The sequence below is a fragment of the Tardiphaga sp. vice304 genome (assembly GCF_007018905.1).
Classification (GTDB): domain Bacteria; phylum Pseudomonadota; class Alphaproteobacteria; order Rhizobiales; family Xanthobacteraceae; genus Tardiphaga.
The window spans coordinates 3,417,964-3,441,799 of the sequence record NZ_CP041402.1 but is presented as its reverse complement, the minus strand read 5'-3'; the positions used below and the strand labels follow the sequence as shown (position 1 = coordinate 3,441,799).

24 protein-coding genes and 2 tRNA genes are annotated in these 23,836 nt (G+C 63.4%); 16 read left to right on the top strand and 10 right to left on the bottom strand.

Translation table 11 applies throughout. The annotated features are described in order from the left end of the window. Positions 1-7 precede the first annotated feature (7 nt). Both FNL56_RS16300 and FNL56_RS16295 read left to right on the top strand, forming a co-directional pair. Positions 8-1,102 carry a hypothetical protein gene (locus tag FNL56_RS16300; protein WP_143582149.1) on the top strand — a complete coding sequence of 365 codons (1,095 nt, stop codon included), beginning with the start codon at positions 8-10 and terminating at the stop codon, positions 1,100-1,102. Beyond that, positions 1,102-2,265, top strand: coding sequence for a hypothetical protein (locus FNL56_RS16295; protein ID WP_143582148.1), 1,164 nt, complete (start codon positions 1,102-1,104; stop codon positions 2,263-2,265). The genes FNL56_RS16300 and FNL56_RS16295 overlap by 1 nt, the downstream gene beginning before the upstream one ends. A gap of 88 nt (positions 2,266-2,353) precedes the next feature. Here the strand turns inward: FNL56_RS16295 and istB are convergent, their stop codons facing one another. Both istB and istA read right to left on the bottom strand, forming a co-directional pair. Continuing rightward, positions 2,354-3,163 carry an IS21-like element helper ATPase IstB gene (gene istB / locus FNL56_RS16290; RefSeq protein WP_143581712.1) on the bottom strand — a complete coding sequence of 270 codons (810 nt, stop codon included), beginning with the start codon at positions 3,161-3,163 and terminating at the stop codon, positions 2,354-2,356. Further along, on the bottom strand, positions 3,160-4,668 hold the full coding sequence (gene istA / locus FNL56_RS16285; protein WP_143582147.1) for an IS21 family transposase: 1,509 nt from the start codon (positions 4,666-4,668) through the stop codon (positions 3,160-3,162). Before istA ends, istB begins: the two co-directional genes overlap by 4 nt. Positions 4,669-4,821: 153 nt before the next feature. Here istA and FNL56_RS16280 point away from each other — a divergent pair, with 153 nt between their 5' ends. Together FNL56_RS16280 and FNL56_RS16275 are read left to right on the top strand one after the other, a co-directional pair. Beyond that, on the top strand, positions 4,822-5,760 hold the full coding sequence (locus FNL56_RS16280; protein WP_143582146.1) for a hypothetical protein: 939 nt from the start codon (positions 4,822-4,824) through the stop codon (positions 5,758-5,760). An 11-nt stretch (positions 5,761-5,771) separates the two neighbouring features. Beyond that, positions 5,772-6,095 (top strand): hypothetical protein, encoded by a 324-nt coding sequence (locus tag FNL56_RS16275; protein ID WP_143582145.1) that lies wholly within the window; start codon positions 5,772-5,774, stop codon positions 6,093-6,095. A 526-nt stretch (positions 6,096-6,621) separates the two neighbouring features. Here the strand turns inward: FNL56_RS16275 and FNL56_RS16265 are convergent. Then, the gene (locus FNL56_RS16265) at positions 6,622-6,816 is read right to left on the bottom strand and encodes a hypothetical protein (protein WP_143582143.1); all 195 of its coding nucleotides are present in this window, start codon (positions 6,814-6,816) and stop codon (positions 6,622-6,624) included. Positions 6,817-6,904: 88 nt separating this feature from the next. Between FNL56_RS16265 and FNL56_RS16260 the strand changes: the two genes are divergently transcribed. Both FNL56_RS16260 and FNL56_RS16255 read left to right on the top strand, forming a co-directional pair. Then, positions 6,905-7,321, top strand: coding sequence for a hypothetical protein (locus FNL56_RS16260; protein WP_143582142.1), 417 nt, complete (start codon positions 6,905-6,907; stop codon positions 7,319-7,321). Beyond that, positions 7,321-7,632 carry a hypothetical protein gene (locus tag FNL56_RS16255; protein WP_143582141.1) on the top strand — a complete coding sequence of 104 codons (312 nt, stop codon included), beginning with the start codon at positions 7,321-7,323 and terminating at the stop codon, positions 7,630-7,632. The genes FNL56_RS16260 and FNL56_RS16255 overlap by 1 nt, the downstream gene beginning before the upstream one ends. Before the next feature lie 261 nt (positions 7,633-7,893). Here FNL56_RS16255 and FNL56_RS16250 read toward each other — a convergent pair. From FNL56_RS16250 to FNL56_RS16240, 3 genes are all read right to left on the bottom strand, one after another. Beyond that, a tRNA-Cys gene (locus tag FNL56_RS16250) sits at positions 7,894-7,967 on the bottom strand. Positions 7,968-8,059: 92 nt separating this feature from the next. Next, entirely contained in the window at positions 8,060-8,239 is a 180-nt protein-coding gene (locus FNL56_RS16245) for a hypothetical protein (protein WP_143573984.1), read from the bottom strand. A gap of 147 nt (positions 8,240-8,386) precedes the next feature. Then, positions 8,387-8,572, bottom strand: a complete 186-nt coding sequence (locus FNL56_RS16240; protein WP_143573983.1) for a hypothetical protein — start codon at positions 8,570-8,572, stop codon at positions 8,387-8,389. 285 nt (positions 8,573-8,857) lie between these two features. On the opposite strand from FNL56_RS16240, the gene FNL56_RS16235 reads away from it, so the two are divergent. Then, positions 8,858-8,932 (top strand) — tRNA-Asn (locus FNL56_RS16235). Positions 8,933-9,011: 79 nt separating this feature from the next. Here FNL56_RS16235 and FNL56_RS27745 read toward each other — a convergent pair. Beyond that, positions 9,012-9,164: a hypothetical protein gene (locus FNL56_RS27745; RefSeq protein WP_168202950.1), complete on the bottom strand. Its 153-nt coding sequence runs from the start codon at positions 9,162-9,164 to the stop codon at positions 9,012-9,014. Positions 9,165-9,371: 207 nt separating this feature from the next. Between FNL56_RS27745 and FNL56_RS16230 the strand changes: the two genes are divergently transcribed. The 4 genes from FNL56_RS16230 (at position 9,372) to FNL56_RS16215 (ending at position 15,744) form a co-directional block, all read left to right on the top strand. Beyond that, positions 9,372-10,037, top strand: coding sequence for a protein-L-isoaspartate O-methyltransferase family protein (locus FNL56_RS16230; protein WP_143573982.1), 666 nt, complete (start codon positions 9,372-9,374; stop codon positions 10,035-10,037). 215 nt (positions 10,038-10,252) lie between these two features. After that, positions 10,253-11,632: a TolC family outer membrane protein gene (locus FNL56_RS16225; RefSeq protein WP_143573981.1), complete on the top strand. Its 1,380-nt coding sequence runs from the start codon at positions 10,253-10,255 to the stop codon at positions 11,630-11,632. Positions 11,633-11,902: 270 nt separating this feature from the next. After that, positions 11,903-12,661 carry a PopZ family protein gene (locus FNL56_RS16220; protein ID WP_143573980.1) on the top strand — a complete coding sequence of 253 codons (759 nt, stop codon included), beginning with the start codon at positions 11,903-11,905 and terminating at the stop codon, positions 12,659-12,661. A 209-nt stretch (positions 12,662-12,870) separates the two neighbouring features. Next, positions 12,871-15,744 (top strand): valine--tRNA ligase, encoded by a 2,874-nt coding sequence (locus FNL56_RS16215; protein WP_143578007.1) that lies wholly within the window; start codon positions 12,871-12,873, stop codon positions 15,742-15,744. Positions 15,745-15,847: 103 nt separating this feature from the next. On the opposite strand, the gene FNL56_RS16210 is transcribed toward FNL56_RS16215, so the two are convergent. Then, positions 15,848-16,462, bottom strand: coding sequence for a DNA-3-methyladenine glycosylase (locus tag FNL56_RS16210; protein WP_143573978.1), 615 nt, complete (start codon positions 16,460-16,462; stop codon positions 15,848-15,850). Between the two features lie 100 nt (positions 16,463-16,562). Here FNL56_RS16210 and lipA point away from each other — a divergent pair, with 100 nt between their 5' ends. Next, on the top strand, positions 16,563-17,522 hold the full coding sequence (lipA, locus tag FNL56_RS16205) for a lipoyl synthase (protein WP_143573977.1): 960 nt from the start codon (positions 16,563-16,565) through the stop codon (positions 17,520-17,522). A gap of 7 nt (positions 17,523-17,529) precedes the next feature. Further along, a complete protein-coding gene (locus FNL56_RS16200) occupies positions 17,530-18,003 on the top strand; it encodes a type II toxin-antitoxin system RatA family toxin (protein WP_143573976.1) in 474 nt (157 codons plus the stop codon). A gap of 47 nt (positions 18,004-18,050) precedes the next feature. On the opposite strand, the gene FNL56_RS16195 is transcribed toward FNL56_RS16200, so the two are convergent. Both FNL56_RS16195 and FNL56_RS16190 read right to left on the bottom strand, forming a co-directional pair. Next, entirely contained in the window at positions 18,051-18,671 is a 621-nt protein-coding gene (locus FNL56_RS16195) for a CinA family protein (RefSeq protein ID WP_143573975.1), read from the bottom strand. 1 nt (position 18,672) lies between these two features. Continuing rightward, on the bottom strand, positions 18,673-19,854 hold the full coding sequence (locus tag FNL56_RS16190) for a bifunctional 2-C-methyl-D-erythritol 4-phosphate cytidylyltransferase/2-C-methyl-D-erythritol 2,4-cyclodiphosphate synthase (protein WP_143573974.1): 1,182 nt from the start codon (positions 19,852-19,854) through the stop codon (positions 18,673-18,675). A gap of 231 nt (positions 19,855-20,085) precedes the next feature. Here FNL56_RS16190 and dusB point away from each other — a divergent pair, with 231 nt between their 5' ends. The 3 genes from dusB to ntrC are packed head-to-tail and all read left to right on the top strand — an operon-like array spanning position 20,086 to position 23,757. Next, a complete protein-coding gene (dusB, locus tag FNL56_RS16185) occupies positions 20,086-21,123 on the top strand; it encodes a tRNA dihydrouridine synthase DusB (protein WP_246661453.1) in 1,038 nt (345 codons plus the stop codon). Further along, positions 21,120-22,304: a two-component system sensor histidine kinase NtrB gene (locus FNL56_RS16180; RefSeq protein WP_143573973.1), complete on the top strand. Its 1,185-nt coding sequence runs from the start codon at positions 21,120-21,122 to the stop codon at positions 22,302-22,304. The genes dusB and FNL56_RS16180 overlap by 4 nt, the downstream gene beginning before the upstream one ends. A gap of 10 nt (positions 22,305-22,314) precedes the next feature. Then, on the top strand, positions 22,315-23,757 hold the full coding sequence (gene ntrC, locus FNL56_RS16175; protein ID WP_143573972.1) for a nitrogen regulation protein NR(I): 1,443 nt from the start codon (positions 22,315-22,317) through the stop codon (positions 23,755-23,757). The last annotated feature ends 79 nt before the right edge of the window (positions 23,758-23,836 follow it).

Genomic DNA, 23,836 nt, shown 5'->3' with positions numbered 1-23,836 from the left:
TCAGCATATGGGCATTCTCGACGCTCTATTCGGCGGCAATTCTCCGATCGGGCCGGCGGCGCAGCCATCGCAGGCTAGTGGCCCCGGCTTTGGCGATCATCTCATTTCCGGCTTGCAGAGCTTTGCCAATAGCGGCGGGCTAGGTTCTGCAATCATCAATGGCGGTATCGGTCTCGCTACCGGACAGCGCGCCGATCCGGGTGGACGCACTCAGGCTGCATTCTCGCAGATCATGAGCGCCCCCGGCGATCAGCAGACAAAGATTGCTCAGCTTACTAATGCTTTCATTGCATCCGGCGATATCGACTCGGCAAAGAAGCTGTACGATCTTGCCAATGGCGGCATCACGGACAAGATCAAGAACTTTAATTTCGGTCAGCAGAACCCAGCTTTCGCGGAAAGTCTGAAGAAGGAAGACGCGCCCAAATATTCGATGAACCCGGTATTCGGCACTGACGAGGCTGGCAACCCGGCCATGGTCCAGCTTAGCAATCATGGCGGCTCGCAGCCTGTGCCGTTGCCGAAGGGCTTTGCGATCTCAAAGAGTCCGCTTCAGATCAACACCGGCACCGGCACATCGCTGGTAGATCCGATCACACGGCAGGAAATCAGAAACGTTCCGAAGGATGTCGGCGGTGTTGTCGAACAGGAAGCGGACGCCAAGAACCGAGTTGATGGAAAGTCGGCGCTGCCGCAGATTGTGGACGCCTCAAACCTCATGATGAAGACGATCGACCAGATTGACAACCATCCCGGCAAAGGCTGGTCACTCGGCAAGTATGCCATGTTGCCGACCATCCCCGGCACCGAACAGGCTAATTTTAGAACTCAGCTAGGCCAGTTGCAGGGTCAGACCTTCATGCAGGCCTACCAGACTTTGAGGGGTGGCGGCGCGATCACTGATATTGAAGGCGCCAAGGGCACCGCCTCGATTGCGCGGCTGAACGATGCGCAGACGCCGGACGCTTTCAACTCAGCATTGAAGGATCTTAAGGAGGTCATCAATACCGGAATGCTGCGAGCGCACGGCAAAGCAAGGGCATCGGCCGGTGTTCAGTCGCCGGCAACGGCCGCAACGCCTGATCCGCTGGGAATCCGCTAATGCCGACCATTGCAGAGATCCGTCAGCAGTTCCCCGACTATGCCGATATGAGTGACAGCGCGTTGGCCGACGCTCTGCACAAGAAGTTCTATTCCGATATTCCTAAGTCGGATTTTGAAGCCAAGGTAGGTATCAAGCCTGCGGAGCCTGACGTGGGCAGGGGCACGGCGATCGGGCGCGGCGTGGCGCAAGGTCTTACGCTTGGCGGTTACGATGAAATGCGAGGGCTTGCAGAGGCGGGCGGCATCAAGCCGGACGAGCCAATGTCGCTCGGCAGCTTGCTTCGCGGCGGCTATCGCTACATGACCGGAACGGGGACTGAGGGTTACGAGGCAGGCAGAGGTCGCGCGGCAGCCGAATATAAAACGGCTGAGCAGCAATATCCCGGCTCGACTATGGCCGGCAATCTCGGCGGCGCCGTTGCAGGCGTGTTGCCGCTTGGCGCCGTCTCTCTTGGCGCAAGAGCGGCAGGCGCCGGCACTGGCCTTGGCCGGACAATTCTCGGATCGGTGATCGATGGAACGGCGCTGGGTGCCGCACAAGGTGCGCTGAGTGCCGATCCCGGCTCGAGGGTTGGCGGCGCAATTGGCGGCAGCGTACTTGGCGGAGTGGTTGGAGGTGCGGCACCGGCAGTGCTGAGCGTTACCGGACGCGCTCTGTCCCCGATCATGGCGAACTTGATGGCGTGGCGGAATCCAGCCGGCTACGCGGAACGGCAGGTAGGGCGGGCTATCTCGGAAAGCGGTCGCAGCGTTGACGATATCGCGCGGGAAATCGGTGATGCGAGCGCAGCGGGGCAGGGCCAGTTCATGCTGGCCGACGCTCTCGGCAATCCCGGTCAGCGTATGCTCTCGACCGTAGCCAGAGCGCCCGGGGAAGGCCGTACAGCGGTCGTGAACGCTTTAGAGAACCGGCAGGCGGGGCAGGGCCGACGCATCTCCAATGCCATCATGGAGGGCTTTGACAGCCCGCAAACGGCTATTCAGACGGAAGCCCGAATGACGGCAGCGCGTACCACTCGTGCCGATGCTGAATATGGGGCGGTGCGCAACGCTTCGGAGCCTGTCGATCTAGTCGGCCCGATCAATCATCTCGACCGCACCATCGGAACGTGTAGCGCGTCAATCTGGATGGGAAGCGCGACAATCAGGATGGCAATTTAGCGGTCGCGGCGTGGGGATGATTGTCGCGGCCTGACGATAACGCAAGTGATAATTGCGTGTCGTGGAGTTGATTGTCGTGGAGCGACAATCAGGATGACGCTTTGATTGTCGCGCGCGTTGGCGGCCTTCCGGCTCCGCGGGCTTTGTCGACAGCCTCTTTTCGGCGATAGCTGTCGACATTCATTTCGAGGATCGTGGCGTGGTGGACGAGGCGGTCGATCGCCGCCAGCGTCATGGCTTGGTCCGGGAAGATTTTTCCCCATTCACCGAATGGCTGATTGGCGGTGATGAGCATTGAGCGGCGTTCGTAGCGGGCGCTGATCAGTTCGAACAGAACGCTGGTCTCGGCTTGATCTTTGGTCACATAGGCGAGATCGTCGAGGATCAGCAGATGATATTTGTCGAGCTTGGCTATCGCGGCTTCGAGCGTGAGGTCGCGGCGCGCGATCTGGAGCTTTTGCACGAGATCGGTGGTTCTGGTGAACAACACGCGCCAACCCTTTTCGATCAGGGACATGCCGAGCGCCGCTGCCAGATGCGATTTGCCGCCGCCAGGCGGGCCAAAACACAACAGATTGGCGCCCCTGTCGAGCCACGCGTCACCGGCGGCGAGAGCCTGCACCTGCGCCTTTGAGATCATCGGCACTGCATCGAAGTCGAATGCAGCGAGGGTCTTGCCCGGCGGCAGGCGGGCTTCATCCAGATGACGTTCGAAGCGACGACGGTTTCGCTCCACCATCTCCTGTTCAGCCAGGGCCGCCAGGAAGCGGGCGGCGGGCCAGCCTTCCTTATCGGCGGTTTCCGCCAGGGCGGCCCAGATCAGCTTGATGCCGGGCAGACGCAGTTCGCTGAGCAGCAATTCGACACGGGCGGCGTCGATCTTGACGGTCGCGTTCATGCGGCTTCTCCCACAGCCGCGGCAATCTGGTCGTAGATAGCGAGCGAGGGCAGCGTGACGACGACGACCGGTAGTGCCATGCCCTTCGGTCGGAAGCGTTCGATCAGCGCCTTGAGATCCGGCAGGATGCCGTCGTCGAGCGTGGCTTGCAGCACGGCACCGAGTTCCGCTTCGCAGGCCCGTTCATGTGCGAGCGCCAGAAGCCCGACCATCGCACGGCAGGCTGGTCTTTCGCCAATGCCGGCGAGCAAGGCGTCGAACGCACGAGCGTAAACGCGGCGGGGGAACAACTGGTCTCGATAGACCAGATTGAGCAGCGCCATCGGTTTGCGGCGCAGCGAATGGATGACGTGACGATAGTCGATGACATGGCCGTGTTTGCCGTTGGGCTGGCTTCGCCCGCGCCGCAGGGTGACGATGTGGGTGGCGCCCTGGAAGCATTCGAGCCGGTCGTCATAGAGACGCACCCGCAGCCGGTGACCGATCAAGCGGGAGGGGACCGAGTAAAACACCTTGCGCAACGTGAAGGCGCTTGATGTCGTTACATCGACGTTGACCTCCTCATAATCGGCGGTCTTGCGGACCGGCAGTTTCTGTAGCGCCGTCCGCTCCTGATCGATGCGCTTGGCATTGCGCGCGTTGCCGCGGCCAACGATCTCGTCGACAAAACCACGCCATGCCGCAAGATCGTCGAAGTCGCGAGAGGCACGCAGCAGCAGGGCATCGGCCAGCGCTCTCTTGAGATGGCCATGCGCACTTTCGATCGAGCCGTTCTCATGCGACACGCCGGGATTGTTGCGGGTCGGCGTCATGCCGTAATGACTGCAGAACGCCTCGTAGCGCGTCGTCAAATCCTCCTTGGCTTCAGCGCCGAGATTGCGGAACGCGGCTGACAGGCTGTCGCTGCGGTGCTGCTCCGGCACCCCGCCCAGCGACCACAGCGCGTTCTGCAAGCCTTCCGCCAGCGCGACAAAACTTTCGCCACCGAGTACGACATGGGCGTGTTCGAAGCCGGAGAAAGGCAGCCGGAAGTGATAGAGCCGGCAGTCCAGCAACTGGCCCGCAATGGTGACGCCGAGATCGGCGACCTCGGTGAAGTCCGACAACCCCATGCGACCCGGCGGATGTTCCTGACGGAAGATCACCTCCCGATCCGGCCCGTTCACCGCCCGCCATGCCCGAATGCGCCGCTCGAGCGTCCGCCGCGTTCCAGAACCCAGCTCCGGATGTCGGCGGCATAGTTCCTCGAACACGGCGATCGGCCGTAAGCCTGGGGCGGCGTTCAGCATCGGGAGGATGTCGTTCTCCCAAAGATCGGCAAATGGATCAGCGCGGCGGCGTTCGCGGGGCGACTTCTTCTGGGTGGGAAGTCGGGGATCCTTTTCGAACCGGTAGGCGGCGGAGGTGCTGAAACCAGCCTTTGCAGCGGCGACGGCTGGCGAATGGTTGCGACGCAAGCTCATGAAAAGCCTCATTTGTTGATCGGTGACATGCCGGCCGGCCAAAGAATTGGTCCTCTCAAAGGAGAAACCCGATCTTTGACCAGCCGCCGTTACCGCCAAATGAGGCCCGTTCGGGCGACACGCCGCTGCTGGGCTGCCTCCGGTCGGGCTACGCCCTCCCTTCGTCAACCCAGCAGCGGCGCATTCTCATCCTGATTGTCGCGGGATTCTCATCCTGATTGTCGCGCTACAGGAACGCAGCCGGGGCAGGTCATCACGCCGGCCAACGACAGTATTGAGGCCATTCTGACCCCGTTCCGCCAGCGTCTAGCACGGGTAAACCCCGACGACTTCGAGGCTGTGCAACGCATTCGCTTCGATATGTCCGATGCGGCACAGAACGCGGCACAGAGCGGTTACGGCAATCGGTCCCGAATGATCGGCAACGCCGTTCGCGAACTTGATACCGCGATGGAAGGGGTGTCTGCCGGATATCGGCAGGCCAACCGTAACTTTGCCCAGGCCAGCCGTAATATTGAGGCGGTCGATACGGGGCGCGCCGCTTCGCAGCGTGGCCGCACTGAGGACATTCTGCCGGCGTTCCGTGCGCTGACACCGCAGGGCCAGGCGGGCTTCAGGGCTGGCTATGCTGACCCGCTGGTGGAAGCTGCACAGGGCGCCGCGCACGGTGTCAACAAAGCCCGGCCGCTGATGAACGACGCTTTCCGCGATGAGGTTGCGGCAATTGCACCGATGCGAACGCAAACGCTGATGAATCAGCGCATTGCCCGCGAAAATACGATGTTCGAGACGCGCAACCATGCCCTTGGAGGATCTAGGACCGCTGACAATCTGGCGGATCAGGGCGGCATGGCGGTTGATCCCGCTTTTATCGGGCACGTTCTCACCGGCAACATGACCGGCGCCGTCCGGTACGCCTTGCAGGCCGGCAGTAACGTGATGACCGGCAACACGCCATCTGTGCGGCGGGAGGTCGCCAACATCCTTACTCAGAACGGCCAGACATTCTCCCGCCCAGAACTTAACCGGATGGTGGAGGATGTCGTGGCGAGAGCAGAGCACATGCAGAACATCGCCCGCAGCATGGCGCGGGGGACAGCTGCGGGCATCGGCGCGTTCTCGAATCAGCAGTAGCAAGGAATACAATGGACACCACTCAATCGATCGCGCTCGAAATCAGCGCCATGATCCGTGCCAGCTCGCAAGGGCGGGAGGTGCAGAACGATAATGTCCTCGACGCGGTTTTGCGTATTCTGGAAAGTGACGCTCACAGTCCGGCAGACGCACTGGCACTGGCGACATTTGCGCGGCGCATTCTGGCGAGCGTCGTTACCGATGCCGAGAACTCACAATATCAGCAGATCGCCTTGCTGTTGCTGGGGAAGGCCGAAGGTGCCCTAGAGGCAGCGACGGGCAAAAGCCGGTTAGCCTTTGAAGGCGAGTATGCCGAAGGTGCGTACAGAAATTGAATTAGGCTTATTCGTCATTTTTAGCTACTGCGCTTCATGCCTAATCTGCGAGCGCACATACTTCCTACCATGTCGGTGCCAGTTGCTCGGCTTATCAACCCGTTAGAGCCGACCTGATCTTCCGTCGTGAGCCTGGTAACGATGCCAGATGGCGACGCGATGACACTCACTTTGCAGAACGTGGTCGATGAGCTACCTGAGGCATTAGCTCCGTTCACGGTCACGTACGCATTCGTGCTCGAGTCAAGCTGCCAGACATACGAAGTTTCGCCGCTATTCATTTTGAATAGGGATGAAGGAGGACCAAATTCGACGACCAAGTTGTCTACGGGCTTGCCGTTGTATTGGTCGCCTAGTCGCTGAGCTACCTCTTGCCGAGAGACACCGCCAGCGCAACCAGAGAGTAAAATGGCAAGCCCGGCAACCCAAAGAGTGCGCATTCAAATCCCCATGCCCAAAGTGATCTAATCTCAACCGGCAAGCCAGCGCAAGGCACCGGAGAAGTGCGACAGCGCCCGAAAGGGAATTACGCTTTTGTTCTGAGGCCGATCTCCATCAGCGCGCGCATCGCTTCCGGTCGAGTGAAAGATGCTGGTTGCTTGTCGATCCACTGATCAAGCGCTGCAAGCTGTTCCGGCTGCAATCGAACGCCGACCAGCGCCCCTTTTACGGCAGAGCGCTTCCAGCGGGGGGTTGTGTTATCACTACTTGATTTGATCATGTGGCTGTGATAACACAAAAACAAGCCGAGGGGAAGGTTGCAACTTCCGCCCCGGCTCTAACCCAAGCCACAAAGGACGCGGAATCCAATGACCCAGGCTGACAGCGTGCATAGCACGCTTCCCACAAACACGTCTGTACTTCCGCCCGCCAGCAACAGCCCTGCGAGCCCCGTACAGGGGCTTTATTATCCGACGCCCGTTACCCCCGAGGATGCCTTCAAGGCCATTGGACGACTCCGCAGGGCCGCCAGAGACGAGATCGATCGGCTACTGGCCTTTCTCGATCAAACCGACCCCTACATGTTCTTTGAGCTGGAGGACGCGGTAGACGATGGCGCCTGCGATGAAGACGAACTCGATGGCGTCAACGCCCACCTTCACGGTGAAGGCGAGGATGACGAGGAAGCGGACCCGAGTGGGGACGAGGCTAGCGGCATTGCCGATATGGACGGACTAGCCGAGCAGGTTGGCGGCCACTATGGCCGATCTGGCGAGGTGCTGTGATGGCAGATCCCCGCGAACTGGACGCCGCTGCAGTCATCGAGCGATGCGTAAACGGCTTCATCCCGGTCAATGTCCTGCCCGATGTTGCAATCGCTGCACACCGGCAATTGGCCACGCCGTTCACGCTGCGAGCGGTCATTCTGGCCTGCACTCCGACCGTCGATGATAGCCGGGCCTTACTCGACTATTTGGCGAATCTGCCTGACGGCGCGTGGCGTTCTTTGGGGATGCCGATCCCATATCAGGACTTTAGAGAGTCGACGTTGGCAGCGCTTCGGCGCTCAATCGCATGGAGGACGGTGTGCGTCTGATCCGACTCCTGCATGCGTTTAAAACTGGCCCGATGGGCGCTGCAGGCTAGTATGCGGCTGCCGTTGCTGAGCCGTCTGGTCCTTTATTAAGGACTGGCTGCCAATAAGCTTACAAGCGGGCTTCCTAACTCACACCGCGACTATAGACTGAACCCGCCGGAGCCCCCCCAGCTCGGCGGGTTTTTCATTGTACGTTGAAATGTGCGCAGAGCTGACGCCGACCAAAAAGTATCAACAATATCAATAGCTTGGATGACTAGATGGAGGCCACGTCGGGAATCGAACCCGAATAAACGGTTTTGCAGACCGGCGCGTAACCACTCCGCCACATGGCCCCATCGGCGGCTTTGTTACAGTCGGATGGCCGTTTAGGCAATGCCCGACTGTATTTTTCCCGGCGCCGTTTCGGCGCCGAGAGCGTCGTCGTTCAGCAGGACGCGCCCCAGCCATCGGGGAAGGGGACCAGCGGCCATTCGAGGCCATTGTCATTGGCGGCGGTCGGCACCGGCGCCAGGAACATCGCCTGGCTGCGCAGATCGTCCAACGCCTCGGCTTCGATTTCGGTGCGGACCGCGTCCAGCAAGAGGTCGAGTTCGGCTTCGCTCATTTGATTGCTCCTTGTTGGATGCAATCTGGCGAAAGAACTCTGCTGGCGCGTTGTGCGGATCGTTCAAATTTTACCAATCCACCTGCACTGCGAAGGATGGTTACCTCGCCGTGCACGCGTCCCTATAAATTCGATCGATCAGGACCGTTACAGCTCGATTGGCACCGCCAGACGGCCGATCAGGCCGGCCAGCTCATCGAGATGCTCGTCGTCGGGTGTGGCGTCGGTCTGGTGATGATCGACCACGGCAGCGAGCCGCAGCAGGCATTCATCGTCGCTAATGAAGGGCAGGGCGTAATGATCGGCGGTAGGGGCGCTGTGAAGGGCAGACATGTGGTCACCTTGTGCGATTCGGAGTTGGGGGCCGGTTGTCGTCTCGCGCCGCTCAATTTTAGATCGGATTGCGACGTTTTGGCGATGACGTTGTGTCGTGCTGTGCCTCAAGTTCCCGATTTTGTGGTCGTTCATGATTTCAGAATCACGAAAAACCCCCGGTAAATCACGGTAATGCGATCCTTTTCGTTTTATACCGCGTGGCAGGCGGCACTTTGCATTTCCCGCTTTGCAAGCCCGGATCGCTTTGTTATACGCTGCGACGAGCGAGGCTTGCTTCGCTGTTCCCTGGTAGCTCAGTGGTAGAGCATTCGACTGTTAATCGAATGGTCGCTGGTTCGAATCCGGCCCGGGGAGCCAAATTTTTTCAAGGACTTCAGAAGTCCTCATTCCCCAGACGATCACGATATTGGTTAAGCCTTCGGAAACCGCGGGTGCGTCAGCTGTTGAAGAAGAAAATATAGATCACCGCGAACGCCACCACCACGAGACCGAGGCTCCAGACCAGCACGTTGCGCGTCGTCGGGCCGCGTTCGGCGCCGCGCGCCTTGATGGCCGATTTTACCTCTGTGCCGTTGGCATCTTTCGACATGGTGTTTGCTCCCTGGCATGAAAGGGGACGCCCGGAAAAACGAGCCGTCCGCCGCACGATTGCAGTGCATGTTGCCGACCCAACCGGCCGGGCAGGCGATCGTTCCCGTGTCGCTTCCGTGCCCGTCCGCCATCAGACTTCTTGCCACCGGCTTGCCCCTGCCGTAATTCCATCGAGCAACTCCAGCCGCATGCCAAGGGATCGCCCATGTCCGAATATTCAACCGCGCGCCAGAAGATGGTTGATGGTCAGGTGCGTCCCAGCGACGTCACCAATCTGCGCATCCTCGAAGCCCTTTTGGCTGTGCCGCGCGAGGACTTCGTCCCCGCCAGCCAGCGTGCGATGGCCTATCTCGACATCGACCTCGACATCAGCGCGCCGGGCGGCGCGAAGCGCTTCCTGATCAAGCCGGTGGTGCTGGCCCGAATGCTGCAGGCCGCCGAGGTCACCGCGACCGACAATGTGCTGGTGGTCGGCTGTGCCACCGGCTATTCCGCCGCCGTCGTCGCGAAGATCGCCGGCCGGGTCACCGCCACCGAGGAAGACCCGTCGCTGATCGGCAAGGCCACGCGTTGCCTGGCCGATCTCGACCTGGGCAATGTCGTGTTCAAGGCAGCGCCGGCGGCCGAGGGCTTCGCCGCCAACGGGCCCTATGACCTCATCGTGCTGGTCGGCGCGACCGAAATCATCCCCAGCACCTTGTACCAGCAGCTCGCGCCAGGCGGCCGGCTGGTCGGCGTGTTCGCCATGACCCAGCCGCAGCGGGCGATGATGGTGACCCACAGCCAGGATGATTACGGCACAAGGGCGCTGTTCGACGCCGCCGTGCCGGTGTTGCCGGGGCTGGAACGGCTGCCGGCATTCGTATTCTGAGCTGGCCGGGCCCGTTCCGCGGTAAGATCGCCTGCGCCCAATTCAAGTGTGGCCGGGAAGTCCCAGCGGGCAAGTTTCCACCGGGATAACGCCGCGGGAGGTTCCGTCCGGCAGGTCGGCGGCATAAGGTGAGTGGAGACTCACAGACGGGAAGCCGGTCTGGCCGCCGCAGTGCGCGATTTGGATCGGTGAACGGAATGAACGGATTACCTGGGATGGCTGGCGTAAAAATTCTCACCGGAGCCGCTGCGGCGGCGCTTTTGCTGGGATTTGTTGGCACGTCGCCGGTGCTCGCGGAGACCATCGAGGTGTCGCTGGTGCGCGCCTATCAGAACAATCCGCAGCTCAACGCCCAGCGCGCCTCGGTGCGCGTCACCGACGAAAACGTGCCGCAGGCGCTGTCGGGCTACCGTCCGCGCGTCTCGGTCACGGCCAGCGGCGGCTATCAGTATGCCGATGCGATCTCGGGCGGTGTGAATGTCCACGGCACGCAGATCCCGCGCGCCGTTGGCGCGACCATCAGCCAGACCGTGTTCAACGGTCAGCAGACCGCGAATCGTACCCGGGCGGCCGAAGGCCAGGTGTCGTCGGCCCGCGAGGGCCTGCGCGTGCTCGAGCAGTCGGTGCTGCTGTCCGCCGCCACGATCTACATGGACTATCTGCGCGACGCCGCGATCGTCGAAGTGCAGCGCAGCAATACCCGCGTGCTCGAGCAGACGCTGAAGCAGACGCGCGACCGCTTCAATGTCGGCGAAGTCACCCGCACCGACGTGGCGCAGTCCGAAGCCCAGCTCGCCGCCGGCCGCACCCAGCAGCTCACCGCCGAATCCAACCTCACCACGACGCGCTCGAACTTCCGCCGCATCATCGGCATCGAGCCGAACGCGCTGCAGGCGGGGTCGCCGGTCGATCGTTTCCTGCCGGCCAATCTGCCCGGCGCGATCGATCTCGGTCTCACGGAAAATCCCAACGTCACCGCGGCGATGTTCGGCATCGACGTCAGCTACCTCAACGTGAAGGTCAACGAGGGCGCGCTGTTTCCGACCGTGACGCTGCAGGCCAACGTGCAACAGGCTTACGAACAGACCTTCGCGATCTCGCGACAGTTCAGCGCGTCCGGCGTGGCGCAGATTTCGGTGCCGATCTACCAGGGCGGCGCGGAATATTCGCTGATCCGGCAATCCAAGGAAACCCTGGCGCAACAGCGTCTGGTGCTCGAACAGACCCGTGACCAGACCCGCGCCAGCGTGGTGCAGGCCTGGGGCCAGTTGCAGGCCGGCAAGGCGCAGGTATCATCCGCGCAGGCGCAGGTTCAGGCGTCCGAGATCGCGCTGAACGGCGTGCGCGAGGAAGCCCGCGCCGGACAGCGTACCACGCTCGACGTGTTGAACGCGCAGCAGGCGCTGGTGAACGCGCGCAACTCGCTGGTGATCGCGCAGCATGATCGCGTGGTCGCATCCTACGCCGTGCTCAATGCGGTCGGCCGACTGTCGCCAGCGGTGCTGAAGCTCTCGACCACGGTCTATGACCCGAGCGTGCATTACCACCAGGTGCGCGATAGCTGGGTCGGTGTCCGCGCCCCCGACGGTCGCTGATTAACGCATCCTTATCCGATGACATCAGTCGGGGGCCGCTTCGGCGGCCCTTTGCTTGCAATCGATTGTTGCGATGACGTACCTTTTCCCGAGGTGACAGAACGATTCGTAGTGTGATGGCGTGACGTGGCTGTCTCTGCGATCGGCGGCGCCTGATCTGGGGACAAGTCGGGCGCGCGACATGAAAACTCCGCCTTCGCCAGCGAGAACCGCCAAAGACGGGCCCGTCTGGTGTAATACTTTGAGAGCGTTGATGATGCGGAGTCGGAAATGACGCAGCCTGCAAAGGTCCAGGAACCCTCGATGGAGGAGATTCTGGCGTCGATCCGGCGGATCATCGCCGACGACGAAGCCAAGCCGGCTGTGGCGGAGACAGCCGCCGCGCCGAAGCCGGCGCCGCCGGCGGCAGTACCTGCAGCGAAGCCCGCCATGAGCAATATCCCGCCGTCGGTCAATCCCGCCGCCCAGGCAGCGGCCGCCAAGGCACCGGTCGCGCCGAAGCCGGCACCGCCGCCGATGCCGGCGCCTGCGGCGAGCAACAGCCAGGACGACATCGACGCGATGCTCGCCGGCTTCGACTCCGCTCCGGCCGAAGAAGAGGTTCAGCCGCCCGAGCCCGAGCCCGAAGTGTTCGAACTGACCGACGAGATGGTGCTGCCCGAGCCCGAGCCCGAGCCCGAGCCGGCACCGTCCTTCCAGCGCGTCGAACTGCAGGACGACCTCGAATTCGCGGAAGCGGTGGCCGCTCCCGCCGAGCGGCCTCGCACGCCGATGTTCGATCCGCCGTCCTACGACGCGCCGCAGCAGCCGTCGGCGCAGATGCTGTCGCAGACCACCGTGTCCGCGGTGGAATCCGCCTTCCACACGCTGGCCAACACCGTGCTCAGCAACAATGCGCGGACGCTGGAGGATCTCGTCAAGGAGATGCTGCGGCCGATGCTGAAATCCTGGCTCGACGACAATCTGCCGGGTCTGGTCGAGCGCATCGTCAAGGCCGAGATCGAGCGCGTTTCGCGCGGCGGGCGGTAATCCGTCCAACCTGGATATTGGCGATGGCGCTCTGTCACCTCTCCCCGTTGGGGAGAGGTCGGATTGAGAAGCAATCCGGGTGAGGGGGCTGCGCGTAGCCGACGCGCATTGGCAGCCTGCTGTTGACTTGACCCGTGACGGCGGGTTTCTAGCGGTCTAGGCATGCGCCTCTGCCAACGCGCCCAAACTCCTGACCTGATTGCATTGTCATGATCGAAAAGACCTATCAGCCCGCCGATATTGAAAGCCGCATGGCCGCCGCCTGGGAACAGGCCGGCGCGTTCAAGGCCGGCCGCGCCGACCGCGTCGACGCCCAGCCCTATACGATCGTGATCCCGCCGCCGAACGTCACCGGCTCGCTGCATATGGGCCACGCGCTCAACAACACCCTGCAGGACATCCTGTGCCGCTTCGAGCGGATGCGCGGTCGCGACGTGCTGTGGCAGCCCGGCACCGATCATGCGGGGATCGCGACCCAGATGGTGGTCGAGCGCCAGCTGATGGAGCGCAAGGAGCCCGGCCGCCGCGACATGGGCCGCGAGAAGTTTCTTGAGCGTGTCTGGCAGTGGAAGGCCGAGAGCGGCGGCGTCATCGTCAACCAGTTGAAGCGCCTTGGCGCCTCCTGCGACTGGTCGCGCGAGCGCTTCACGATGGACGAGGGCCTGTCGCGAGCCGTCGTCAAAGTATTCGTGCAGCTGCACCGCGAGGGCCTGATCTACAAGGACAAGCGCCTGGTGAACTGGGACCCGAAGCTGCTGACCGCGGTGTCGGACATCGAAGTACAGCAGATCGAGGTCAAGGGTCACCTCTGGCACCTGCGCTATCCGCTGGAAGGCAAGACCTTCAATCCGGAAGATCCGACCTCGTTCATCGTCGTCGCCACCACGCGGCCGGAGACGATGCTGGGCGATTCCGCCGTGGCGGTGAATCCGGACGACGAGCGCTACACCCATCTGATCGGCAAGCACGTCGTGCTGCCATTGGTCGGTCGCCTGATCCCGATCGTCGCCGACGAATATTCCGATCCGGAGAAGGGCTCCGGCGCGGTGAAGATCACGCCGGCGCACGACTTCAACGACTTCGAGGTCGGCCGCCGTCACAACCTGCCACAGATCAACGTCCTCGATATCGAAGGCAAGATAGCGCTCGTCGACAACGAGGACTATCTGCGCGGCCTGCCAGTCGGCTCCGAGCAACTGGTCGACGAGCTGCACGGCCTCGATCGTTTCGTCGCGCGCAAGAGCATTGTGGCGCGGCTGGAGGATTTCGGCTTCCTCGAAAAGATCGAGCCGCACACCCATGCGGTGCCGCATGGCGATCGTTCCAACGTCGTGATCGAGCCCTATCTCACCGACCAGTGGTATGTCGACGCCAAGACGATGGCGCAGCCGGCGATCGCCGCGGTGCGCTCGGGCGCGACCGAGTTCGTGCCGAAGAACTGGGAGAAGACCTATTACGAGTGGATGGAGAACATCCAGCCGTGGTGCATCTCGCGCCAGCTGTGGTGGGGCCATCAGATCCCGGCCTGGTACGGCCCGGACGGCCGTGTGTTCGTCGCCGAAACCGAAGAAGAGGCCGTCGGCAATGCGCTCGGCTATTATGTCGAGCAGGAAGTGATCACGGCAGAGCAGGGCCATGACATGGCGCTGGATCCGGCGTTGCGCGAAGGCTTCATCACGCGCGACGAGGACGTGCTCGACACCTGGTTCTCGTCGGCGCTGTGGCCGTTCTCGACGCTGGGCTGGCCCGACGACACCACCGACGTCGAGCGCTACTACCCGACCAACGTGCTGGTCACCGGCTTCGACATCATCTTCTTCTGGGTTGCCCGGATGATGATGTTCGGCCTGCATTTCATGAAGGAAGTGCCTTTCCCGACCGTCTACATGCACGCCCTCGTCCGCGACGAGAAGGGCGCCAAGATGTCGAAGTCGAAAGGCAACGTCATCGACCCGCTGCAGCTGATCGACCAGTACGGTGCCGATGCGCTGCGCTTCACGCTGGCCGCGATGGCCGCCCAGGGCCGCGACATCAAGCTGGCGACGCAGCGCGTCGAAGGCTACCGCAACTTCGCGACCAAGCTGTGGAATTCCTGCCGCTTCGCCGAGATGAACGAGTGCTTCGTGCCGCCGGGGTTTGAGCCGACCAAGGCGACCGAAGTCGTCAACCGCTGGATCGCGCACGAGACCGCGCGCGCCACGCGCGAGGTCACCGAGGCGATCGAGGCGTATCGCTTCAACGATGCCGCGGGCGCCGCCTATCGCTTCGTCTGGAACGTGTATTGCGACTGGTACATCGAACTCGCCAAGCCCGTCATGATGGGCGAGGGCAGTCCCGCCCGGACCGAGACCCGCGCCATGGTCGCCTGGGCGCGCGACGAGATCCTGAAGCTGCTGCATCCTTTCATGCCCTTCATCACCGAAGAGCTGTGGGCCGTGACCGCGCCGCGCTCGGGCCTGCTGGCGCTGGCACCGTGGCCGCTGAAGCCGCGCGGCCTCACCGTGGAGCAGGAGGCGCTGATTATTTCGTCGGCGTCCAGCGACCCGCTGCTGGTGCCGATCATGCTCGCCGAGCCCGAACTGCAGGCCGATTTCAAGGATGACGCTGCCGAGGCCGAGATCGGCTGGGTGGTGGACCTCGTCACCGCGGTGCGTTCGGTGCGCTCCGAGATGAACATCGTGCCGGCGACGCTCACACCCTTGGTGCTGGTCGGCGCTTCCGCCGAGACCCACTCCCGCGCGCTGCGCTGGAGCGACGTGATGAAGCGGCTCGCCCGGCTCGGTGAGATTTCGTTCGCCGACCGCGCCCCGGACGGCGCAGTGCAGCTTCTGATCCGCGGTGAAGTGGCCGCCCTGCCGCTGATCGGTGTGATCGACCTCGGCGCCGAACAAGCCCGCCTCGCTAAGGAGCTAGCGAAGGCCGAGGCCGACATCAAGCGCGTCGATGCCAAGCTCTCGAACGAGAAATTCGTCGCCAACGCGCCGGAAGAAATCGTCGAGGAAGAAAAGGAAAAGCGCGCTGAGGCCGTGGCGCGCAAGGCCAAGGTGCTGGAGGCGATGGAGCGCCTGAAGGGCGCGGTGTAATGCTGGGCTCGTTGTAGGGTGGGCAAAGCGTAGCGCGCCACCACCCTACGTCGGCGCTCGATCGATGGGCGGTGGGCACGGCGCAAGAGCGCCTTTGCCCACCCTACAGATTTGGCGCTTTCGGAAACGCCCTGCTGAAAAACCGTGAGCCCTTCAGCCCGAAGCGCCATGGCAGCTCGACGCCCTTGGTGATCCCGATTCGCACGCCGATCACCATCTGCGGTTCGGCCTGCCGGGCATTAAGCGCGAACGGCTTGCGATCCAGCGGCGCGCCGTCGTGGGCGCCGGTGATGCCGAGCGCCGCGCATAATTTGCCCGGCCCCGAGCACAGCGACCTCACATCCTGCAGCCCGCGGCGAAGCTGCATGGCCGGGATGCCGGCCTCCGGCTGGATCGCGCGGACCAGCACCGCGCTGGCTGATCCCTCCGCCTCGCAGACGAAATTGACGCACCAATGGATGCCGTAGGAGCGATAGACATAGGCAAAGCCGGGCGGGCCGAACATTACGCCGTTGCGCGGGGTCCGGCGGACGTAGGAGTGCGAGGCGGGATCCGTGTGGTGATAGGCCTCGACCTCGACGATGGTGCCGCCGGCGCCGCCGAACAGCATCGTGGCGCCGACCAGCTCGGGCGCCACCTCGTGGACGCTGCGGTCGAAGAAATCGCGCGTCAGGGCAGGGCCGAGCAACTTTGTTTTTGATCCAGGTTTTTGAGCCATTCTGCCCGGTATGCTAGGATGCAATGCTGCGCAAGGCGAGAGCGGGTTGCGGGAACGTGCCCGGCAGACTAGCTAGAGCGTCAGCCAGATTGGACAGTTTATGGTCGTCGTCCTCGATACCGTCTCCCACACCCCGTTGCGCCCGCGTCACCCCGAAAAGGTGAACCGGCCGGATGCGTTTTCGCCGCAGAAACCGGACTGGATCCGGGTCCGCGCGCCGACCAGCCGCGGCTATGGCGAGACCCGTAAGATCGTCAAGGAAAACGGCCTCGTTACCGTGTGCGAAGAGGCCGGCTGCCCGAATATCGGCGAGTGCTGGCAGAAGAAGCACGCCACCTTCATGATCATGGGCGACACCTGCACCCGCGCCTGCGCGTTCTGTAACGTCAAGACCGGGATGCCGGGCGCGCTCGACGCAGCCGAGCCCGAGCATGTCGCGCTCGCGGTGTCGAAGCTCGGGCTGCATCACGTCGTCATCACTTCGGTCGATCGCGACGACCTCGCCGATGGCGGCGCCGAACATTTTGCGCAGACGATCAAGGCGATCCGTGCGGCATGCCCGACCACCACGATCGAGATTCTCACGCCGGACTTCCTGCGCAAGCCGGGCGCGATGGAAATCGTGGTCGAAGCCAAGCCGGACGTGTTCAATCACAACCTGGAAACCGTGCCGTCGCAATATCTGACGGTGCGTCCGGGCGCGCGCTACTTCCATTCGCTGCGCCTGCTGCAGAAGGTCAAGGAGCTCGACGCCACCATCTTCACCAAGTCCGGCATCATGGTCGGTCTTGGCGAGGAGCGCCCCGAGGTGCTGCAGGTGATGGACGATATGCGCTCGGCTGACATCGATTTCCTGACCATCGGCCAGTACTTGCAGCCGACGCTCAAGCACCACGTGGTGTCGCGCTACGTCACGCCGGACGAGTTTTCGGGCTATGAAAAGGTCGCCTATACCAAGGGCTTCCTGATGGTATCGGCCAGCCCGCTGACGCGCTCGTCGCATCACGCCGGCGATGATTTCGCCAAGTTGCAGGCCGCCCGCGCGGCCTTGAAGCGCTGAATTCGCCATGCCGCAGTTTTCAAACAAGCGCCGCGTCCACCACAGCGCGGCCCAGATGTTCGACCTCGTCGCCGATTGTGAGCGCTATCCGGAATTCGTGCCGCTGTGCAAATCGCTGAAGATCCGGCAGCGCACGCCCAAGCCGGATGGCACCGAGGTCGTCATTGCCGACATGACGGTGTCGTTCAAACTGGTCCGCGAGACGTTCAGTACCCGCAACACGCTCGATCGCGTCGGCGGCAGGATCCTGGTGGAGTATCTGCAGGGTCCGTTCAGCCATCTCGAGAACCGCTGGACGTTCGAGCCGCGGTCCGAGACCGAGTGCGATGTCGGCTTTTTCATTTCCTATGAATTCAAGAGCCGCATGCTCGGCATGCTGATGGGCACGATGTTCGATACCGCGTTCCAGCGTCTGTCGTCGGCGTTCGAGAAGCGCGCCGATCAGGTGTACGGCGTGAAGCGCTCGCCGGCGACGACCTAAACTCTCGTCGTCCGGCGTTCGCCGGGACGACGGCCGAGAGCGCGGTGTTACTTCGCTGGCTTCGGCTTGACCGGCGCTTTCACCAGCCGTCGCTTCACCGCCGTGCGCCGCGGCGATCGCGCCACACGCGGCTGCGCGAGACCTGCGACCGCGCGCTTCTTCGCTGCCGGTTTTGGCCCACGCGCCAGTTCGGTCAGCATCCGCAACGCTTCCAGCACCGAGCGCGCGCGCACTTGGCTGCGGCCGATCGCACCGAAGCGGCATTCCTTGTGAACGATGCGGCCGTCGCGCGCAGCGACGGCGAAATGCACGAGGCCGACCGGCTTGCCGGGCGTCGCACCACCGGGGCCGGCGATGCCGGTGATCGAGACCGCCAGATCGACGTCGGCTTCTTCCAGCGCGCCGACCGCCATCTGCATCGCGGTCTCCTTGCTGACCGCGCCGAAGCTCTCAAGCGTGGTCGCCTTGACCCCCAGCATCGCGCGCTTGGCGTCGTTGGAGTAGGTGACGAAGCCGCGGTCGATCACGTCGGATGAGCCTGGGATCTCCGTCAGCGCCGCGGCGACGAGGCCGCCGGTGCAGGATTCGGCGGTCGCGATCGTCAGCTTGCGGCCGCGGCAGAGATCCAGCAGCGCGCGCGACAGGGCCCTGGGATCGCTGCCGCTCATGTCATTCCGTCCAGGGAAGGCGGATGGTGGCCGCCGCGGTCGCGGCGATGCCTTCCTCGCGGCCGGTGAAGCCGAGCCGCTCACTGGTGGTCGCCTTCACTGCGACGCGGGACAGCGCCACGCCGGTGATCTCACTGATGCGCGCACGCATCGCGTCGCGCAGCGGGCCGATCTTCGGCCGTTCGCAGATCAGCGTCACTTCGAGATTACTGATGCGCCCGCCACGCGCGGTGACGCGCTCGACGGCGTATTTCAGGAAGGCGTCGGAGGCAGCCCCCTTCCACTTGTCGTCAGACGGCGGAAAGTGCGAGCCGATGTCGCCATCCGCCAGCGCGCCGAGGATCGCATCGACCAGCGCATGCAGGCCGACGTCGCCGTCGGAATGCGCCAGGAAGCCGCGGGTGTGCGGCACGCGGACGCCGCAGATCATCAGATGATCGCCGTCGCCGAAGGCGTGCACGTCGTAGCCGGTGCCCATGCGGATATCGCCGAGGGCCGCCGCGAGGCGGGCTTCCTCGCGTACAAAATCTTCCGGTGTGGTGAGCTTCATGTTTGCAACATCGCCTTCAAAGGTTGCCACCGTCAATCCCGCCCATTCGGCGAGTGCGGCGTCGTCGGTGAAATCGTCGCGACCTTCGCGCGCGGCCCGACGATGCGCCTCAAGGATGACATCGAAACGAAACGCCTGCGGTGTCTGCGCGATACGCAAGCGCGCCCGCTCCGGCGTCGCCTCGACATGGCCGGTGTCGCCGACCTGCTTGATGGTGTCGGTCACCGGCACCGCAGGCACCGCCGCGCCGGTCTGCGTCGCCGCTGCGATGGCACGCGCAATCAGGGCCGGGGTGACGAACGGACGCGCGGCGTCATGGATCAGCACGATATCCGGCGCGTGGCCGGCCAGCGCCTCCAGGCCGGCATGAACCGAGGCCTGCCGCGTCGCGCCGCCGGCGGTCGGCGGCTGGTAATGCAGTTCGGCCACTGCCTCGTTGAACATCACCGTGTCGTCGGGATTGAGCACCGGCTGCACCGCGAACACGTCGGGGTGCCCGCAAAAGGGCTCCATTGCCCGTGAGATCACCGTGCGGCCGGCGATGCTGCGATATTGCTTGGGGCCGCCCGAGCCGGCACGGAGGCCACGGCCGGCGGCAACGATAATGGCAGCAGTTTTCAGGGTTTCGGTCATTTTATTCAGCTGATTGAGGGGTAAGCAGGAGGCGCACAGCCCATAGCACGGGCCGCCGCGCCTGCAGTAAGATTACATTCTCGTGGGCCATTAATTACGCATTGCTGCGCTGCACTTGCAAAAGCAACAGACCTGTCTAAACTGTAGGCAAGGTAGTTGACTGCACAACAAACGTGCGCATTATGCCCCTTGTTCGCAATGTAGCGGACGCAGAGAACGACGAGCAGGTCATTGACCACCGCCCCGCATGCCCATCAGCCATTGCGCATAGGCGACATCGAGATCGGCAACCGCGTTTTGCTGGCACCGATGACGGGGATCACCGATGTGCCGGTTCGCCGGCTCGTGGCCGAGCTCGGCGCCGGGCTGGTCGTATCAGAAATGACCGCTAGCGCCGATCTGGTGAATGGCAAGCCGTCCTCGGTCCTGCGCTGCGAGGCCACCGGGCTCGGGCCGCATGTCGTGCAGTTGGCCGGCTGCGAGGCGCGATGGATGGCCGAAGGCGCGCGGATCGCCGAGGCTTCCGGCGCCGACATCGTCGATATCAACATGGGCTGTCCGGCCCGCAAGGTGACCGGTGGCACCGGTCAGTCCGGCTCGGCGCTGATGCGCGACCTCGACCACGCGCTGAAGCTGATCGAGGCGACGATCGCGGCCGTCAAGGTGCCGGTCACGCTGAAAATGCGGCTCGGCTGGGACGACCACACGATCAACGCGCCGGAGCTGGCGCGTCGCGCCGAGCTGGCCGGCGTGCAACTGATTACCGTGCATGGCCGCACCCGCTGCCAGTTCTACAAGGGCGAGGCCGACTGGGGCGCCGTCCGCGCGGTGCGCGAAGCGATCGCGCTTCCGCTTATCGTCAACGGTGACATCACCTCCCACGACAGCGCGGTCACCGCGCTAGAAATGTCCGGCGCCGATGCCGTGATGGTGGGGCGGGGCGCCTATGGGCGGCCCTGGCTGCCCGGCCAGATCGCGCGGCAGTTTGAGACCGGGGTGGCGGAGCCTGCGCCGACGCTCACGGTGCAGCTCGGCTATATCCGTCGGCTCTATGACGACATTCTCAGCCATTACGGCGTCCACATCGGCCTGCGTCACGCGCGAAAACATCTCGGCTGGTCGCTGGACGCCGCCGCGATCACGCAGCTCGCGCCGGAGGCCGTGCTGAAGCGTTGGAAGCAGACCATCCTGACCTCGGAAAATCCCGCCGCCGTGCATCGGCTACTCGACGAGGCCTATACCGATTTTGCATGGAGTGCCGCCGCATGACCGCCGTTGCAGGCCGCCGTCCCTTACCGGGCGACAGCGAGGCTATTCTCAACGCCTTGCCCAATCCGGTACTGCTGATCGCTCCCGACGGGAAGATTGTCGATGCCAACATGGCCGCCGAATCCTTCTTCGAGATTTCTGCCCAGTTCCTGCGGCGCCAGTCGCTGAAGGAGCTGGTGCCGTTCGGCAGTCCGCTTCTGGCGCTGATCGAACAGGTTCGTGACAGCAACTCGCCGGTCAATGAGTTCAAGGTCGATCTCGGCACGCCGCGGATCGGCCGCGACCGCCAGGTCGATCTGCACGTCGCGCCGCTGACGGAGCGCCCCGGCCATATCGTGGTGATGCTGCAGGAGCGCACCATTGCCGACAAGATGGACCGCCAGCTCACCCATCGCAGCGCGGCGCGCTCGGTGATCGCACTTGCGGCGATGCTGGCGCACGAGATCAAGAACCCCTTGTCCGGCATCCGCGGCGCCGCGCAGCTTCTGGAGCAGGCGGCATCGTCCGAAGACCGCATGCTGACGCGGCTGATCTGCGACGAGGCCGACCGCATCGTCACGCTGGTCGATCGCATGGAAGTGTTCGGCGACGACCGCCCGGTGGCCCGCGGCCCGGTCAACATCCATTCGGTACTCGACCACGTGAAGCGCCTCGCGCAGTCCGGCTTTGCGCGCAACATCCGTTTCATCGAGGACTACGACCCGTCGCTGCCGCCGGTGCTGGCCAATCAGGACCAGCTGATTCAGGTGTTTCTCAACCTGGTCAAGAACGCCGCCGAGGCGGTTGCCGAACTCGGCCATGACGGCGAGATTCAACTTACCACCGCGTTTCGGCCGGGCGTGCGGCTCTCGGTGCCCGGCAAGAAGTCGCGCGTCTCGCTGCCGCTGGAGTTCTGCGTCAAGGACAACGGGCCTGGCGTGCCGGAAGACCTGCTGCCGAACCTGTTCGATCCCTTTGTGACGACAAAGCCCACCGGAAGCGGCCTGGGTCTTGCATTGGTTGCGAAGATCGTCGGCGACCATGGCGGGATCATCGAATGCGAATCGCAACCGCGAAAGACGACGTTCCGGGTGCTGCTGCCGATGTACAATCCTGCCAAGCAGTTTGATGACAAGAACCTTGATCCGAGCAACGGCGATGTCCCGGCGACATCGGCGCACACCTCACATGATGCACGATGAGGACTAAGTAATGGCTGCAGGTAGTATTCTGGTTGCGGATGACGATACCGCCATCCGCACCGTCCTGAATCAGGCTCTCTCGCGCGCCGGTTACGAGGTCCGCCTGACCGGGAACGCCGCCACGCTGTGGCGCTGGGTTAGCCAGGGCGAGGGCGATCTGGTGATCACCGACGTGGTGATGCCAGATGAGAACGCTTTCGATTTGCTGCCGCGGATCAAGAAGATGCGGCCGAACCTGCCGGTCATCGTGATGAGCGCGCAGAATACTTTCATGACCGCGATCCGCGCCTCGGAGCGCGGCGCCTACGAATATCTGCCGAAGCCGTTCGACCTCAAGGAGCTGATCGCGATTGTCGGCCGCGCGCTGGCCGAGCCGAAGGAGCGCGTCGCCAGCCATGCCGACGACGGCGAGTTCGACTCGATCCCGCTGGTCGGCCGCTCGCCCGCGATGCAGGAAATCTACCGCGTCCTCGCGCGGCTGATGCAGACCGATCTGACGGTGATGATCTCCGGCGAGTCCGGCACCGGCAAGGAACTGGTGGCGCGCGCCCTGCATGATTACGGCAAGCGCCGCAACGGCCCGTTCGTCGCCGTCAACATGGCGGCGATCCCGCGCGACCTGATCGAATCCGAACTGTTCGGTCACGAGCGCGGCGCCTTCACCGGCGCCAACCAGCGCGCCTCCGGCCGCTTCGAGCAGGCCGAGGGCGGTACGCTGTTCCTCGATGAAATAGGCGACATGCCGATGGAGGCGCAGACCCGCCTGCTGCGCGTGCTGCAGCAGGGCGAGTATACCACGGTTGGCGGTCGCACCCCGATCAAGACCGACGTGCGTATCGTAGCGGCGTCCAACAAGGACCTGCGCATCCTGATCCAGCAGGGCCTGTTCCGCGAAGATTTATTCTTTCGTCTCAACGTGGTGCCGCTGCGTCTTCCACCTTTGCGTGAACGTATCGAGGACCTTCCCGACCTGATCCGGCACTTCTTCGCGCTGGCCGAAAAGGATGGCCTGCCGCCGAAGAAGCTCGATGCGCTGGCGCTGGAGCGGATGAAACAGCACCGCTGGCCCGGCAACATCCGCGAGCTGGAGAATCTCGCCCGGCGTCTCGCCGCGCTGTATCCGCAGGACGTCATCACGGCCTCCGTGATCGACGGTGAACTGGCGCCGCCGGCGGTGGTGGCCGGCGGCAGCCAGCAGACCAGCGTCGATAATCTGGGCGGCGCGGTCGAGGTCTATCTCGCCACGCATTTCGGCAGCTTCCCGAACGGCGTGCCGCCGCCGGGTCTCTATCACCGCATCCTGCGCGAGATCGAAGTGCCGCTGCTCACCGCCGCATTGGCGGCGACGCGCGGCAACCAGATCCGCGCCGCCGATCTGCTTGGTCTGAACCGCAACACCCTGCGCAAGAAGATTCGAGACCTCGACATTCAGGTGTATCGCACGGGGGGGTAGTCGATTTCGCTCGAACTCTTCCATCCGAAAGCCATGAGAAACCCCGCAAGGGCGTTTTTCGCGGCTTTCGCGCGCCGTG